This is a genomic window from Amycolatopsis sp. NPDC104863, assembly GCF_055582965.1.
On the sequence record NZ_JBVJOW010000005.1, the window covers coordinates 211,939 to 227,632 of the forward strand.

Here is a 15,694-nt window from a genome sequence, read left to right on the forward strand (position 1 = left end):
CGAACAAAACTGCGCACTAACGCGCAGAACGAGCGCAATATTCGATCTCGATCCTGGTGGTGGCGGATGCGACGAAGCAAGGTCTTGGCGTGTGCGGCGGGGGCCTCGCTCCTCCTGGCGGGCTGTGGTGGGGGCGCTGACACGGGCAGCGGGACCGGCGAGAACGCGCTGCCCGGGGTGGAGCAGTACCTCAACGCGCCGTGTCCGGAAGCGGCGGTGAAACCGGCTTCGGACAAGGAGTTCACGTACTGGGCGATGTGGACGGCCGACGAGCCGCAGGGCAAGGTCCTCCAGAAGGCGTTCAAGTGCTTCCAGGACAAGACCGGCGTCAAGGTGAACGTCCAGTGGCTCGGCCGCAAGGCCTACACACAGAACCTGGTGCCCGCGCTCAACACCGACGCCGTGCCGGACCTGTTCGACCAGGACGTCAGCAAGGTCGGCGCGGCCATCGCGACGCCGGGCGGCACGCAGAGCGTCGACGACGTCTTCGCGTTGAAGGTCGGCGAGGGGGACAAGACCGTCAAGGACGTGCTGTCGGCGAGCTCGTACGACTTCCCGCAGAACAAGGACCGCGAGGGCCACAACTTCATGGTCCCCTACACCGTCCAGTCCAGCGCCTGGTGGTTCAACAAGGACACCGCCGGCGACGTCCAGCAGCCGAAGTCGATGGACGACCTCGTCGCGCTGTTCGACAAGGCGAAGACCGACGGCAAGGCGGCGATCAGCCAGGACGGCGACATCCCGTTCTACAACATGTACTTCTTCACCCAGCTCGCCGAGCGGTACGTCGGCGCGGGCGGGCTGAACAAGGCGGCGTCGGACAAGACCGGCCAGGCGTGGAAGACCGACCCGGGCTTCCTCAAGGCCGCGACTGAAACCGCGAAGCTGCCGAAGTACTTCATCGACGGCTGGGACGCGGCGAAGTTCCCGCAGGTGCAGCAGCGCTGGGCCGACGGCGACTCGCGCTACCTCTACGTCGGCACCTGGGCGCCGAGCGAGACGCGCGAGTACCTGGACAAGCAGGGCGCCGGGACGAAGATCAACTACGGCTCGTTCCAGTTCCCGATGCCCGCCGGCGCCACGCACGACACCGTCGAGCAGATGTCGATCGGGTTCGCCGTGACCAAGAAGGCCAAGCACGCCGAGGCGGCCAAGGCGTTCATCGCCTACTTCCTCAACAAGGACATCCTCTCGGGCATCCCGGCGGTGGCCGACAACCTCGTGCCGCGCGCCGACCTCGCCGTGCCGGACGACCTCAAGCAGGTCAAGGCCGCGATGGACGACCCGAAGAAGGAGCACGTCCTGCAGTACGACGGGATCGACGGCATCGCCGGCGGCAAGTGGCAGACCGACGTCTTCGACCCGGCCGACACCGCGCTGCTCAAGGGCCAGCTGAGCCCGCAGCAGTTCGTGGACCAGCTGGCCGCGAAGGGCGCCGAGTTCTGGAAGAACCAGAGCTGATGGCCACACTCACGTCAGCGCCGGCGTCGCGGGTTTCGGAGACCCGCGACGCCGGCGGTGCGCACCTGCGCCGCAAGAAGCGGCTGTTCTGGCCGTTCGCCGCGCCGGCTTTGGTGCTGTACCTGGCTTTCCTCGTGCTGCCGACGCTCGCGACCGTGGTGCTGAGCTTCACCAGCTGGGCCGGCGCGGGGGACACCCCGAAGCCCAACGGTGTCACGAACTACACGCAGATGTGGGCGAGCGACTCGTTCCAGTACGCCTTCCGCAACACGCTGGTGTACGTCTTCCTCGGCGGCATCGGCACGTTCGCGCTGGCGTTCCTGTTCACGATGGTGCTGCGGGACATGCGCGGCGGCAAGGTCGTCCGCGCGATCCTGTTCTTCCCGAACATCGTCGCGCCGGTCGCGCTCGGGATGTTCCTCGGGTTCGTGTTCAAGTACCAGCCGGGCAAACAGGGGCTGGCGAACTACGTGCTGGAGCACGTCGGCGCGGACGCGGCGAAGTTCCTGGCACCGTCCAATGTGACCGGTGTGGTGACGGCGTCGCTGATCTGGGCCAGCTCGGGCTTCTACATCACGATCCTGATGGCCGCGGTCGATCGGATCCCGCCGTACCTCTACGAGGACGCCGAGCTGGGCGGCGCGTCGCCGTGGCAGAAGTTCCGCAACATCACGCTGCCGATGACGTGGGACGTCGTCGGGGTCGCCGGTGTGCTGTGGACGATCAACGCGCTGAAGATCTTCGAGCTGGTGTTCGTACTGGCCGGGCCGGGTACCTACGCGCCGCCGAACCAGGCGTGGACGCTCGGGGTCTACGTGTTCGACCGGACCTTCGGTTCGAACGGCACCCCGGACTTCGGGGCCGCCTGTGCCTGCGCGGTGGCGATGATCGTGCTGGTGTCCGTGCTCGTCGTGCTCCTGAGGCGGTTGATGCGTCGTGACGCTATCCAGTTCTGAGGTCCGCGTGCGCCGCGTGCCGCGCAAGCCGCGGCCGGCGCCGGGGTCACGCCGCCTGAGCCCGTTGCGCCTGCTGGGTTCGGTGATCGTCTGGGCGTTCACCGCCGGCAACGTGCTGGTGCTGTACTGGCTGGTCACGGCCGCGTTCAAGACGCCGGTGGAGATCTTCACCAAGCCGTTCGCGCTGCCCTACCAGTGGTTCCACCTCGGCAAGCCGTTCCGCAACTTCGTCTACGCGTGGAACAACGCCGGGTTCGGCGACGCCGTGCTGACGACCGTGGTGCTGGTCGGGCTCGCGACGGTGGCCACGGTCGCCGTGTCCGCGCCCTGCGCGTACGCCCTGACCCGGCTCGGGGTGCGCGGGTCCGGGCCGATGACCAACGTCGTCGCGATCGGCATGGGCGTGCCGTTCCAGACGGTGATCATCCCGCTGTTCGTGGTGCTGAGCCGCGTCCACCTGGACAACGAGTACGGGCTGTTCCTGCTGTACGTCGCGTTGTCGATCCCGTTCACGGTGTTCCTCCTGACGGGGTTCTTCCGGTCGTTGCCGGACGAGCTGGAGGAAGCGGCGGCCCTGGACGGCGCGTCGCCGACCCGGACGTTCTTCTCGGTGATGCTGCCGCTCGCGCGCGGCGGCCTGATCACGGCGTTGACGCTGAACGCGATCGGCCTGTGGAACGAGACGCTGCTGGCGATCGTGTTCCTCAAGGACCAGGCGCACTTCACGCTGTCCCGCGCGCTGTTCACCTTCTACGGCGCGGCGAGCTACCAGTCGGAGTACGGCGGCCTGATCGCCGGCGTGGCGATCGTGGTGCTCCCGATGCTCGTGCTGTACCTCGTGCTCGCCCGCCGGATCATCACCGGCCTGACCCTCGGCGCCGGAAAGTAGGACCTGATGGCCACGGTGACCTTCACCGACACAACCCGCTTCTACGCCGGAGTGGACCGCCCGGCGGTCGACGGCCTCGACCTTTCGGTGGCCGACGGCGAGTTCCTCGTGCTGGTCGGCCCGTCCGGTTGCGGCAAGTCGACCACGCTGCGGATGCTCGCCGGGCTCGAGGGCGTCGACGACGGGGCGATCCACATCGGACCGCGCGACGTCACCGCGTTGCCGCCCAAGGACCGCGACATCGCGATGGTGTTCCAGAACTACGCGCTGTACCCGCACATGACGGTCGGGGAGAACATCGGCTTCCACCTGAAGCTGGCCCGGGTGCCCGTGGACGAGCGGCGCAAGCGGGTCGCCGAAGCCGCGGCGCTGCTGGACCTGACCGAGTACCTGGACCGGAAGCCCGCCCGGCTCTCGGGCGGGCAACGCCAGCGCGTCGCGATGGGCCGGGCGATCGTGCGTGAGCCGAGTGTGTTCCTGATGGACGAACCACTGTCCAACCTGGACGCCAAGCTGCGGGTCCAGACGCGCACGCAGATCGCGTCGCTGCAACGCCGGCTGGGTGTCACGACGTTGTACGTCACGCACGACCAGGTCGAGGCGATGACGATGGGCGACCGGGTGGCGGTCCTCAAGGACGGGATCCTGCAGCAGGTCGACACGCCGATCGGCCTGTTCGCGCGGCCGGTGAACGTGTTCGTGGCGGGGTTCATCGGCTCCCCGGCGATGAACCTGCTGGAGACCACAGTGGACGGTCCGTGGTCGGTCCCGCTCACGCCGGCCCAGCGGTCGGCGCTGACCGGCCCGGGCCTGGTGGTCGGGGTGCGCCCGGAGGGCTGGACGATCGGCTCTGGTGTCGACGCCGTGGTCGAGGTGGTGGAGGAGCTGGGCAGCGACCAGTACCTGTATTGCCGGACGGACTCGCAGGTGCTGACCGTGCGCACGCCGGGGATGTCGCCGTGGCAGCGCGGGGAGCGGATCAAGCTGGCCCCGCAGCCGGACGCGGTCCACCTGTTCGACGCGGCCACCGGTGACCGGCTGCCGTGACGCGCCTGTACCGCACGTCGGTGGAGCTGCCGGCGGCTTCCCTCGGGCCCGAGAACCCGCTGCCCCCGCTGGCCGCGCCGCCGGTGTCCTCGGTGTCCAATGTGGACGAGCTGCCGCCGGACCTGGCGCAGGGGATCGGTTACGGACGGCTGGACACCGTGCTGCCCTGTCTCCTGCAGGACGGCTACACGCGTGACCGCACCCCGGCGTCCGTTCCGGCGTTGGTGCTGGAGAACGACCACGTGCGCGCGACCGTGCTCCCGTCCCTGGGCGGCCGGCTGTACTCGCTGGTCCACCGCGGCCGTGAGCTGCTGTACCGCAACCCGGTGTTCCAGCCGGCCAACCTGGCCCTGCGCGACGCGTGGTTCGCCGGCGGCGTCGAATGGAACCTGGGCAGCACGGGCCACACGACGCTGACGTGCGCGCCGATGTTCGCGGCCGCGGTCGAGGGCCCGGACGGCTCCCCGGTGCTGCGGCTGTGGGAGTGGGAGCGCACGCGGGACCTGCCGTTCCAGCTGGACTTCTGGCTGCCGGACGGCTCGGAGCACCTGCTGGTGGGCGTCCGCCTGCGCAACCCGCACCCGCACGACGTCCCGGCGTACTGGTGGTCGAACATCGCCGTGCCGCAGACGCCGGACACACGGGTGCTGGCGCCGGCTTCGCAGGCCTGGCACTACGGGTATTCGGGCCGGCTGGACCTGGTGGACGTCACTCCCGAGCTGACGTACCCGGCGCGTTCCCCGGCGGCTGCGGACTACTTCTTCGAGTGCTCGTCGCCGTGGATCGCGGCGGTCTCGGCGTCCGGGCACGGCCTGGTGCAGCTCTCGACGTCGCGGCTGCGGGGCCGGAAGCTGTTCGTCTGGGGCGAGTCGCGGGGCGGCCGCCGCTGGCAGGAGTGGCTGGCGCCGGGCGCGGGCGGCTACCTGGAGATCCAGGCGGGCCTGGCCCGCACGCAGCTGGAGCACCTGCGCCTCCCGGCGGGCGAGTCGTGGGACTGGCTGGAGGCGTACGGCCCGGTCTCGGCCGATCCGGCGGTCGTCCACGGGACGGACTGGGCGGCGGCGACGTCGGCGATCGAGTCCGGCCTGCCGTCGTTGGCGGATCACCACTCGGCGCTGCGGTCGATTCTCGACTCCGAGCCTGGTCCGTTGCTGTTTTCGGGCTCGGGTTGGGGCGCGCTGGAGGCGCGTCGGACGCCGATGTGCTTGCCGGGAACGCCGTTCCCGCCATCTTCGCTGGGGGCGTCGCAGGAGCCTTGGCTTTCGCTGCTGGACGGCCTTTCGCCTGCTGGGGACCCGCTTCTGTTACCGCCGCCGACGCTGGTCAACCGGTACTGGGCGGACTTGCTGGAGCACACGGCGGACAACTGGCTGACGTGGTACCACCGGGGTGTCGCCCGCTGGGCGGCCGGGCGTCGCGCGGAGGCGGTCGCTGCGTGGGATTCGTCTTTGCTGGCAGCCGAGAATCCGTGGGCGTTGCGGTGTTTGGCGGCGGTGTCACAGGATCCGCCGGAGTCGGCTCGGTTGTATCTGCGGGCTTGTGCGCTGGCGCCGTCGGTGCGTCCGTTGGTGCTGGAGGCGGTGTCGGCTCAGCTGGCGGCGGAAGAGCCTTCGGCGGCGGCTTCGTTGCTGGCCGGGTTGCCGGTTGACGGGCGCGTGGCCTTGCTGACGGCCCGGACCCGGCTCGCGCTGGGCGATCGTGCCGGCGCGCGGGCGGTGTTCGAGGAGGGATTCGAGGTGGCGAACGTCCGGGAGGGCGAGACGTCGTTGTCGGACGTGTGGGCGGCGGTGTCGGATGATCCGCTGCCGGCGCGGTACGACTTCCGGATGACGTGAACCGGCGTGCCGCGTGCGGCGGACACCGGCGATGCAGCATACTGCTCGAAACGGTGGCCAACAGTGCAACGTCATGCGCGCTGGGCCGCCGAGAGCAAGCTAGGGAGTACCGCCGATGGCCCGGCACGAACGGTTGAGCACCCTGCTGGACATGCTGGGGCAGCGGGAAAAGATCGACGTCGAGGACGTGGCCGCGGAGCTGGACGTCTCCGCGGCCACGATCCGGCGCGACCTGGACCACCTGGCCGAGCAGCAGCTGCTCACGCGCACCCGCGGCGGTGCGGTCGCGAACGACCTCGCCTACGACCTGCCGCTGCGCTACAAGACGGCCCGGCACGTGCCGGAGAAGCAGCGGATCAGCGCCGCGGCGGCCGCGTTCGCCGCGAAGGGCATGGTCGTCGGCCTGAACGGCGGCACGACGACAGCGGGCGTCGCGCGGGCGCTCGCGATGCGGTCGGACCTGGCCACGCGGGGCGACGGGCCAGGCATCACCGTGGTGACCAACGCGCTGAACATCGCCCACGAGCTCGCGGTGCGGCCGAACGTCAAGATCGTCGTCACCGGCGGGGTCGCGCGGCCGCAGTCGTTCGAGCTGAGCGGGCCGCTGGCGACGCGGGTGCTCAGCGAGCTGACCATCGACCTGCTGTTCCTCGGGGTGGACGCCTTCGACCCGGAGGCCGGCGCGTTCGCCCACCACGAAGGTGAGGCCAGCATCAACCGGTTGATGGTGGAACGCGCCGAGCGGGTGGTCGCCGTCGCGGACGGCTCCAAACTGGGCCGCCGCGCGTTCGCCCGGATCTGCGAGACGACCCAGGTGCACGCGCTGGTCACGGACACCGACGCCGACCCGGAGGCGTTGCGCGCCTTTGAGGCGGCGGGTGTCGAGGTCAACGCCGTCTGACGTCGCAGCCGCCCGACGGCAGCTTGACCAGCAGGCCGGCCGCGCACGGGTCGCCGCCCGTGCGCAGGGACGCCAGGCGGAACGGGCCGGTGCAGTGGTCCGGTGTGGTGTTCTGGCAGAGGACCATGTCGTTCGCGCCGATGGTCAGCGTGACCAGGCGGGTGTCGCGGTGGCTTCGCAGCTACCGCACCGCATAGTCGGCCTGGCGCCGGGGTAGGCGGTGTGCAACGGATAGGCCTCCCGGTAGCCGTTGCTCGGCAAACATGCTCCCTTCGCGGGCCGGAACCGGTTGTGCTCGGTCCCGGCCCGCGGTGGAAGCCTCAGAAACCGATCGTCGACGGCGGTTTCGGCCCGGCGATGCGGGCTTCGGCGCTGCCCGGCTCGACGGCCGCGCAGTGTGTGCCCTTGGCCGGGAGCTTGCCGGTGATCAGGTAGTCGTCGGTCGCCTTGGTCACGCACGGGCTGTTCTTGAAGTACGCGCCGTGGCCCCAGCCGTCGTAGGTGAGCAGCGTGCTGCCGCTCTGGCGGGCGGCGGCCTGCGACCACGCGTACGGTGTCGCCGGGTCGTGCCTGCTGCTCACCATCAGCAGCGGCGGCGCGCCGTGCACCTGCAGCGGGTGCTGCGGGTTGCTCGCCTTGTTCGGCCAGCCGATGCAGCCGGTGACGGCCTGCCAGCCGAGGGAGTTGACCTTCACGTCCGGCGCGAGCGCCGCGGCCGTCCGCCGGTAGGCCTCGAGCTCGGCGAAGTTGTGCACCGGCAGCCGCCAGTCGTCGCAGAAGACGCTCTGGAACACCGTGTTGACCGGGACGTCTTCCTTGAGCTGGGCCGACGCGGCCGGCTTGGTGCCGTCCGCGAGCGACTTGAGCCGCGTGGCGAGCGCGTCCCAGGAAGGCCCGTAGAACGCGCCCTGGAACATCGAGGCGAGCGACAGCGGCGTGATCGGCTCACCGCTCGTCGGGTCCTTCAGCTCCCCGCGCGCGGCCTTGTCCTGCAGCGCACGCGTGAGCTTCGAGACGTCCCGGCCGTGCAGCGCGCAGGTCGGCGTCCGGTCGCACCAGGCCGCGAACTGGCCGAACTCCGCCTGCACCGACTGCGTTTCGCTGTTCAGGAACTCCCATGCCGTGTGCTGCGAGTGGTCCATGTTGCTGTCGAGCACGAGCGCGCGGACCTTGTCCGGGAACAGCTCGGCGTACTGCTGGCCCATCAGCGTGCCGTACGAAACGCCGTAGTAGGTCAGCTTCTTTTCACCGAGCGCGACGCGGATCGCGTCCATGTCACGCGCGACGCTCTTGGTGTCGGCCAGCTGCCCCAGCGGCCCGCTGAGCCGGTTGCAGCTTTCGCCCAGCTTGCGGTTGTACTCCGCGAGCTGCTCGAACTCGGCCTGGTTGCGCGGCACTTGCGGGTGGTCGGCGATCACTTCGTCGAGCCCGCACTTGATCTGGGTGCTGTCGCCGACGCCGCGCGGGTCGAAGCCGACGGTGTCGAACCGCTTGGTGACCTCGGGCGAGAGCGTCCAGCCCTCCTTGACCTGGCCCGCGCCCGGGCCGCCGGGGCCGCCCGGGTCCATCAGCACCGACCCGATGCGGGCGGCCGGGTCGGTCGCCTTGCGCCGCGCGAGCGCGATGGACGTGGTGCCCTGGTCCGGATGGGCCCAGTCGAGCGGCACGGTGACCGTGCCGCAGTCGACACCGGGCGCGTCCGCGCACGGTTTCCAGTCGACGCCTGCCGCGGCCGAAGCCGGCGCCGCCGTCAGGATGCTCCCCAGTACGGCCGTCGCCGCCGCGGCCGTCACCAGCCGCCTCGATACCCCCGACATTGCCAGCCCTTCCCCTTACCGACAGTGTTTGCTCGGCTCCAGGTAATCACCAATCCGGTGATCGCGCCAGGTTCCCTGGTGGATCAGGCCGTGGTGTCCACTGTGGAGGATCGCTCCGCGCGGCGGAGCCACGCCGCGGCCGCCGTGCCGAGCACGCAGAGCGCGCCGAGCACCCCGAAAGCCCAGCCGAAGCCGGTCGCCGCGTCCACGGAGAGGCCGCGCGACAACACGATCACGCACGCCGCGCCGCCGACCGCGCCACCCAGACGCAGCACGATGTTCACCAGCGCGGTCGCGTGCCCGAGCTCGCCGGCGGAGACCGACGCGTACGCCGCCGTCGACGCGGGGATGATCGACAGCCCGAGTCCCGCGCCGCGGACGACGAGCAGCGCCTGGATCAGCACCATCGGCGTCTCCGGGCCGAGCCACGGCAGCGGCACGGTGCTCGCCAGCACCACCAGTGACCCGGTGAGCGCGATGGCGCCGCCGCCGTAGCGGTCGGTGAGCCGGCCGGCCACGAGCACGAACACCGTCGTGGCCAGCCCCATCGGCGCGAGCAGGACCCCGGCTTCGGCCGGCCCGGCGCCGAGCCGGACCTGGAACCACAACGGCAGCAGCAGGACCGCGCCGAACATCCCGGCGCCGGCGAGCAGGACCGCCGCCAGCGCCGAGCCCATCACCGGCCGGGCGGCCAGCCGCAGCTGCAGCACGGGGTGCCGGGCGCGCAACGACCACCACGTGAACAGCACGAGCAGCGCGGCGCCGGCGGCCGCGAACCCGCCGTTGAGCTCGGTCAGCGCGTACACCAGCAGCGGCAGGCCGAGCGACACCATGACCAGGCCCGGCCAGTCCACCGGCGGCGGCTGTTCCCGGTCGCCGCGCGGCACGTACTTCAGCGCCAGCGCGAAGGCGGCCAGCCCGATCGGCAGGTTCAGCCAGAACAGCACCGGCCACGAGAAGTGCGCCAGCAGCAGCCCGCCGACACTCGGCCCGATCACGGGCGCCAGCCCGACCACCAGGCCCAGCGTGCCCATGGTCCGGCCGAGCCGTTCGGGCCCGACGGCCAGCCCGATCACCGTCTGCCCGGCGGCGACCATGACCCCGGCGGCCATGCCCTGAACGGCCCGGACGCCGATCAGCGTCCCGGCGTCCGGAGCGAGCGCGCACGCCACCGACGTCACCAGGAAGGCCCCGAGCGACCACAGCCAAAGCCGCCCGGCCCCGAGCCGCTTCACCAGCCACGGCGTGAGGGGGAGCGCGGCGGAGAGGCCGAGCAGGAAAGCGGTCGCGACCCACTGGATTTCGATGAGGCTGACCCCCAGGCGCAGCCTCATCGACTCCAGCCCGACCGCGACGATCGAGCCGTCCATGTTGCCGAGGAAACCGCCGAGCGCCATGACGCCGGAGGCGATCCAGACGGTGCGGGGGATCGGAGGAGCTGTCATGGTGGCGACGGTAAAAGCTGAAGCAAGGTTGAAGTCAACCGCGTGCTCAGCGGCCTTCGGCTTTCGCGCTGGGGCGTGTCTGGCGGCCTTGGTCCAAGATGACCGCGGCTTCCGGGACGTCCGCGCGAGCCGCGGCGCTTGCGGTGTCGGGCCTGATCGGTCGGCGCGGGCTGATGCGCCCGCGCGATCGTGGAATCGGCCAGGCCGCCAAGCCCGCAGCGTCAACTCGGCCTGAGCAGCCCCCGGTTTCCACGCTAGCCGCAGGCACCGACAGTCCCCTCAGCCGCGGGTGAACTCGTCCAGGGTGATCCCCAGCAGCTCGCACACCCCGCGCAGCTCGGCCCGGTGGTCACCGGGAACCGCATGGATATGGTTCGCCCCGAACCTCGAGAGAAACGTCGACGCCGGCGCGTCGAGCCGGGCGAACGCGTGCGGCCATTCCGGAGTGGACTGAGCCTCGAGCGCGGAAGTCGTTTCCTCGTCGTAGTTTTCGAACTCACCCAGCATCAGCTGCAGCCGGTACCGCCCGTCCAGCCGCGTCAGCCTGGCGAGCGTCATCCGCCCCGGCGCGGCGATGTGGTGCACCGACGCTCCACCCGCCGGGAAGAAGAACACCTCCGGGTGGAGCGTCACGCGGGCCAGGTTCTCCGCCGGGTCGTCGCTGCGGGCGGCGAACCACGTTGCGTGCTGGCCCGAGTTGCAGAGATCCCACATATCCCGGGAAGCGTGGTAGTGCCGGACGTCGGCGAACAGCACCGGTGTCCCCGACAGGTGCTTCATCAGCTGCATCGTGAGCGCGCCGTCCATGTCGGCCTCGGTCGCGCACACGTGCGTCTCCTTGGGCCCGTTCCAGTCGTACGGGTCGTTGAGGAACGCCTCGGCGACGTCCATCGTCGCGAAGTGCTGCGTCAGCTCGGGCTGGCCCTTGATGCCGGTGAAGTCCAGGTGCCACTCGTCGATCAGGGACCGCATCGCGACGTACGAGCCGACCTGCCGTTCCAGCAGCTCCGGCGTCAGCTTGACGCCGTCGTAGCGGACGGTCGCGTGCTGCTCCAGCCACTCACGCGCCTTCCGCTTCTCCGCCGGGTCGGCGGCCTCCGCGCGCCGGACGATCTCCCACTGGTCGATCTCCTCGACGTCGACCCCGAACTGCCGCTGCCACTGGTCGGTGTTGGCGACCGCGGTGTTCATCCCCATCGGGCGGCCGCCGATCCGGCCGAACGTGCTGCCGCGCAGCTTCGCGACAGCCCCCGCCGCGCGGGCCCGGACGCCGATCGCCGCGATCAGCCCGCCGTCCGACGGGTCACCCCAGAGCCGCGTGTGCGCCCGTCCGATCTGGTCGAGCGCGCCGCCCGCGGCGAGCATCCCGACCATCCCGGGCTGCACCGGATCGACGTTGGCCACCAGCACCAGCGGTCCGCTCAGCGCGCCGGCGGCCAGCATCGTGAAGTGCGGGAACGCCCAGACGCAGTAGTGCAGCACGGTCAGGTCCACCCCGGCCGCCTCGATCTCCCGGGCGACCGAGGTGGCCAGCCTGCTGTCCGACACCGGCGCCGAAGCCCGGACGACGTCGTGGCCCGCTTCGGCGAGAGCCGCGACCAGACGGTCCTCAGTGTCCCGGATGAAGTCCGAGATTCCGTTGTGGACGTAGTCACGGCCGTCGGAGAGGTTGATGACGCCGATGCGTGCCATGGCGGATCCCTTCAGCGGTTGGCCTTCGTGTACACCTCGGCGGCGTTCGCCTGGGTGACGAGCTGCGTCTGCAGCCTCACCGTCTTCTCCGGCTTGGCGCAGTCGACGAGGATGCTCTTCGCGGACGCCACGGCCTCGCGCCCGCCGGTCGGGTAGACGAACGTCGCCGCGAGCCGCCCGGCCTCGACCGCCTTGATGCCGCCGGACGGGATCGGCAGGCCGTCGATGCCGAGGAACTTCACCTTCCGGTCCAGGCCCGCGGCCTTCGCGGCGAGGTAGGCGCCTTCGGCCATCGGGTCGTTCTGGGCGTAGACGGCCTGGATCTCCGGGTGGGCCTTGAAGATCGCGTCCGCCTGCTGCTGGCCCTTCTCGCGCAGCCAGTCACCGTCCACAGTGGTCACGATGTCGATGCCGCGGCCCTCGATGCCCTTCGCGAAGCCGTCCTGGCGCTCCTTGGCCGGCGTCGACCCGGCGAGCCCGCGGATCTCGGCGATCTTCCCGCCCTGCGGCAGCACCTTGTCGGCGAGGTACTGCCCGGCCTGCCGGCCGATGTCGACGTTGTCCGCGCCGATGAACTGCGTGTACGCGTCCCCGTCGACCTTCCGGTCGAGCACCAGCACCGGGATGCCCTTGTCGTAGGCCTTCTTGACGACCGCGGTCAAGGGCGTGGCCTCGTTCGGGCTGATGACCAGCAGGTCGATCCGCTGGGTCAGGAAGTTCTCGACGTCGGCGACCTGCTTGGCGTTGTCCTGCTGGGCGTCCGCGAAGTTCACCGTGAACTGCGGAACCGTCTTGGCGGCTTTCGCGATGTCGTCGTCCATCTGCTTGCGGTAGGGCTCGCCGACGTTGGCCTGGCTGACCCCGATGGTGAACTTGCCGCCCGCCCCCTTGCAGGCGGCCGCGGGTGTCGACGTGCCCTGCCCCGAGTTTTCGTGCGTCGTGCCGCAGGCGGCCGCGGTCAGGACGAGGGCGAGCGCGGGTATCACGAAGTGCTTGCCGGACATTTCTCTTCTTCCCCTCTTCGGCGGTTCACGGTGTGGGCCGCAGCCGCTGCAGGCCCGCGGCGACCACGATGACCAGGCCCTTGATCAGGAGCTGCACGTTGGGGTCGACGCTGTTGAGCGCCAGGATGTTGTTGAGCACGCCCAGCAGCAGCGCGCCGGCGACGGTGCCGGACACCGAGCCGCGCCCGCCCGCGAGCGCGGTGCCGCCGATCACGACCGCGGCGATGGCGTCGAGCTCGTACCCGCTGCCGTCGTTGGGGCTGCCCTGGTTGAGCTGGCCGGCGTGGATGATCCCGGCCAGCGCGGCGAGCAGCCCGCTCAGTCCGTAGACCAGCACCTTGACCCGGGTGACGGCGATGCCGGAGAGCCGCGCGGCCTTCTCGTTGCCGCCGATCGCGTAGACGTAGCGGGCGAACGCGCTGGTGCGCAGGAACACGATCGCGGCGACGGCGACCACGGCGAAGATCACCGCCGGGACCGGCACCAGGCCGTTGAACGTGCGTTCGCCGAGCAGGGAGAACGCGACCGGCGCTTCGCCGGGGCCGTCGCCGTAGGAGATCTGGACCCCTTGGCCGCCGGACCAGATCCGCGCGAGCCCGCGGGCGACCTGCAGCCCGGCGAGGGTGACGATGAACGCCTGGATGCCGAACACCGCCGACGCAACGCCCTGCAGCAGCCCGAAGAGCAGGCCCGCGGCGAGCACGAGGAGCACGGCGGGCAGCACCCCGAAGCCGTTTTCGACGAGCAGCACGGCCGAGCCGACGGCGGCGAGCCCGAGCACGGCCCCGACCGACAGGTCGATCCCGCCGACCAGGATCACGAACGTCATGCCGACGGCGATGATGCCGATCTCCGAGATGGCGCGCACGACGTTGAACAGGTTCTCGCTGTCGAGGAAGAGCAGGTCACCGTCGTGCGACGGCGAGAACACGACCGCCGCGACCAGCACCAGCGCGAGGCCGAACAGGCTCTGGAAGCGGAACAGCGTGTCCACGACGGCGGCACGCCGGGTCGGGATGAACTCCGTGGTGGTCATCGTGTTTCCCCCATCGCCGCGGCGAGCAGCTCGGCCTCGCCGGCGTCATGCGTGTCGAGCTCGCGGCCGGTGCGGCCGTCCTGCAGGACGACGACCCGGTCGCACAGCCCGACCAGCTCGGCGGGCTCGGACGACGCGAGCAGGACCCCGATGCCGCGGGCGGCCGCGGCGGCCAGCAGCTGGTAGATCTCCGCCTTCGCGCCGACGTCGACCCCGCGGGTCGGCTCGTCGAGCAGCAGCAGCGCCGGTTCGGTGAGCAACGCCCGGCCGAGCACGACCTTCTGCTGGTTACCGCCGGAAAGCGTGCCGACCGCGGCGGCCGGCGCGCCCTTCACCTTCAGCTCGCCGAGGATCTTCGCGACGGTGGTGTTCTCACGCCGTCGGGTCACCACACCGGCCGTCGCCAGCCGGTCCACAATGGACAACACGGCGTTCGCGCGGACGGAATGGTCCAGCGCCAGCCCGCCGATCCGGCGGTCTTCCGGCACCAGCGCGAGCCCGAGCTTGACGGCGTGCCGGGGCCGCGCGGCCGGATTTCCTTTCCCCGCAGGAAGATCCGCCCGTGCCACCGCCCGGGTGTCCCGGCGCCGAAGAGCGTCTCCAGCAGCTCGGTGCGGCCCGAGCCGAGCAACCCGCCGACCCCGACGATCTCCCCGGCGCGGACGGTGAGCGAGATGCCCGCGGGCTCGCGGCGGCCGGGCCGTTGCCGCCTCGGGCGCAGCGCGAAGTCGTCGAGGCGGAGCAGCTCGTCCCCGGTTTCGCCGTGTTTGAGGCGGAAGAGCGCTTGGACCGGCCGGCCGATCATCGCCTCGGTGACCTGCCCGACGGTCAGGTCGCGCGCGGCGAACCCGGCGGCGACCCGGCCGTTGCGCAGCACGGTGGCCCGGTCGGCGATCCGCCCGATCTCCTCGAGCCGGTGGGAGATGTAGACGATGCCGGCGCCCGCGTCCCGCAGTTCGGTGATCACCTCGAACATCCGCTCGACCTCGGCGCCGGTGAGCGCGGACGTCGGCTCGTCCATGACCAGCACGCGGGCGTCGAGCGCGAGTGCCTTGGTGATGGCGACGAGCTGCTGCTCACCGGTGCGCAGCTCGCCGACGGCGCGTCTCGGGTCGAGCGTGATCCCGATGCGGGCCAGCAGTTCGCGCGTCTCGCGGTGCATCCGCTGCCGCGCGAGCGTGCCGGCCCGGGTGCGCGGCTCGCGGCCGAGGAAGACGTTGGCGGCCACCGAAAGCCCGGGCACGAGGTCGAGCTCCTGCGGGATCATCACGATCCCGCGGCGTTGCGCGTCGGCGGGGCCGCCGAAGACGACCGGCTCACCGTCGACGGCGATGGTGCCGCGGTGCCCGGTGACGTCGCCGGAGAGGATCCGCATCAGCGTCGACTTGCCGGCGCCGTTTTCCCCGAGCAGCGCGTGCACCTCCCCGCGGCGCACGGTGAAGTCGACGTGGTCGCAGGCGAGCGTGCCGCCGTACGCCTTGCTGACACCGGTCAGCTCGACCAGCGGGGTGCCCGGCTCTTCCATGACACCCCTCGCGTCGGCGGAAGCTGGGAGTAATCGATTACTCGACGCTAGGGGCGGAGCCGGGGTGTGTCAAGCGTCACTTCGGG

The 15,694-nt window shown here is 70.8% G+C and carries 14 protein-coding genes; 6 read left to right on the forward strand and 8 right to left on the reverse strand.

The window, feature by feature from the left end:
• The first annotated feature begins 66 nt into the window (after nucleotides 1-66).
• From ACZ63J_RS27905 to ACZ63J_RS27930, 6 genes are all read left to right on the forward strand, one after another.
• Nucleotides 67-1,461: an ABC transporter substrate-binding protein gene (locus ACZ63J_RS27905; protein ID WP_465402107.1), complete on the forward strand. Its 1,395-nt coding sequence runs from the start codon at nucleotides 67-69 to the stop codon at nucleotides 1,459-1,461.
• Nucleotides 1,461-2,417 carry a carbohydrate ABC transporter permease gene (locus ACZ63J_RS27910; RefSeq protein ID WP_465303141.1) on the forward strand — a complete coding sequence of 319 codons (957 nt, stop codon included), beginning with the start codon at nucleotides 1,461-1,463 and terminating at the stop codon, nucleotides 2,415-2,417. The genes ACZ63J_RS27905 and ACZ63J_RS27910 overlap by 1 nt, the downstream gene beginning before the upstream one ends.
• A 7-nt stretch (nucleotides 2,418-2,424) precedes the next feature.
• A complete protein-coding gene (locus tag ACZ63J_RS27915) occupies nucleotides 2,425-3,306 on the forward strand; it encodes a carbohydrate ABC transporter permease (protein WP_465439663.1) in 882 nt (293 codons plus the stop codon).
• Between the two features lie 6 nt (nucleotides 3,307-3,312).
• Nucleotides 3,313-4,353 carry an ABC transporter ATP-binding protein gene (locus ACZ63J_RS27920; protein ID WP_465402106.1) on the forward strand — a complete coding sequence of 347 codons (1,041 nt, stop codon included), beginning with the start codon at nucleotides 3,313-3,315 and terminating at the stop codon, nucleotides 4,351-4,353.
• Nucleotides 4,350-6,188 carry a DUF5107 domain-containing protein gene (locus tag ACZ63J_RS27925; RefSeq protein ID WP_465402104.1) on the forward strand — a complete coding sequence of 613 codons (1,839 nt, stop codon included), beginning with the start codon at nucleotides 4,350-4,352 and terminating at the stop codon, nucleotides 6,186-6,188. The genes ACZ63J_RS27920 and ACZ63J_RS27925 overlap by 4 nt, the downstream gene beginning before the upstream one ends.
• A 115-nt stretch (nucleotides 6,189-6,303) precedes the next feature.
• Entirely contained in the window at nucleotides 6,304-7,089 is a 786-nt protein-coding gene (locus ACZ63J_RS27930) for a DeoR/GlpR family DNA-binding transcription regulator (RefSeq protein WP_465402102.1), read from the forward strand.
• On the opposite strand, the gene ACZ63J_RS27935 is transcribed toward ACZ63J_RS27930, so the two are convergent.
• From ACZ63J_RS27935 to ACZ63J_RS27970, 8 genes are all read right to left on the reverse strand, one after another.
• The gene (locus tag ACZ63J_RS27935) at nucleotides 7,076-7,216 is read right to left on the reverse strand and encodes a hypothetical protein (protein WP_465402100.1); all 141 of its coding nucleotides are present in this window, start codon (nucleotides 7,214-7,216) and stop codon (nucleotides 7,076-7,078) included. The two genes, ACZ63J_RS27930 and ACZ63J_RS27935, sit on opposite strands and share 14 nt — an antisense overlap.
• Nucleotides 7,217-7,409: 193 nt before the next feature.
• Nucleotides 7,410-8,906: an alpha/beta hydrolase gene (locus ACZ63J_RS27940; RefSeq protein ID WP_465402098.1), complete on the reverse strand. Its 1,497-nt coding sequence runs from the start codon at nucleotides 8,904-8,906 to the stop codon at nucleotides 7,410-7,412.
• An 83-nt stretch (nucleotides 8,907-8,989) separates the two neighbouring features.
• Nucleotides 8,990-10,351, reverse strand: coding sequence for a DHA2 family efflux MFS transporter permease subunit (locus ACZ63J_RS27945; protein ID WP_465402096.1), 1,362 nt, complete (start codon nucleotides 10,349-10,351; stop codon nucleotides 8,990-8,992).
• A 279-nt stretch (nucleotides 10,352-10,630) separates the two neighbouring features.
• Nucleotides 10,631-12,043, reverse strand: coding sequence for an L-fucose/L-arabinose isomerase family protein (locus ACZ63J_RS27950; protein ID WP_465402095.1), 1,413 nt, complete (start codon nucleotides 12,041-12,043; stop codon nucleotides 10,631-10,633).
• An 11-nt stretch (nucleotides 12,044-12,054) separates the two neighbouring features.
• Nucleotides 12,055-13,047, reverse strand: a complete 993-nt coding sequence (locus ACZ63J_RS27955) for a substrate-binding domain-containing protein (RefSeq protein WP_465402093.1) — start codon at nucleotides 13,045-13,047, stop codon at nucleotides 12,055-12,057.
• Between the two features lie 25 nt (nucleotides 13,048-13,072).
• Nucleotides 13,073-14,083 (reverse strand): ABC transporter permease, encoded by a 1,011-nt coding sequence (locus tag ACZ63J_RS27960; protein WP_465402091.1) that lies wholly within the window; start codon nucleotides 14,081-14,083, stop codon nucleotides 13,073-13,075.
• Entirely contained in the window at nucleotides 14,080-14,472 is a 393-nt protein-coding gene (locus ACZ63J_RS27965; RefSeq protein WP_465402089.1) for an ATP-binding cassette domain-containing protein, read from the reverse strand. Before ACZ63J_RS27965 ends, ACZ63J_RS27960 begins: the two co-directional genes overlap by 4 nt.
• The gene (locus ACZ63J_RS27970; RefSeq protein WP_465402087.1) at nucleotides 14,469-15,608 is read right to left on the reverse strand and encodes an ATP-binding cassette domain-containing protein; all 1,140 of its coding nucleotides are present in this window, start codon (nucleotides 15,606-15,608) and stop codon (nucleotides 14,469-14,471) included. Before ACZ63J_RS27970 ends, ACZ63J_RS27965 begins: the two co-directional genes overlap by 4 nt.
• Nucleotides 15,609-15,694 lie beyond the last annotated feature (86 nt).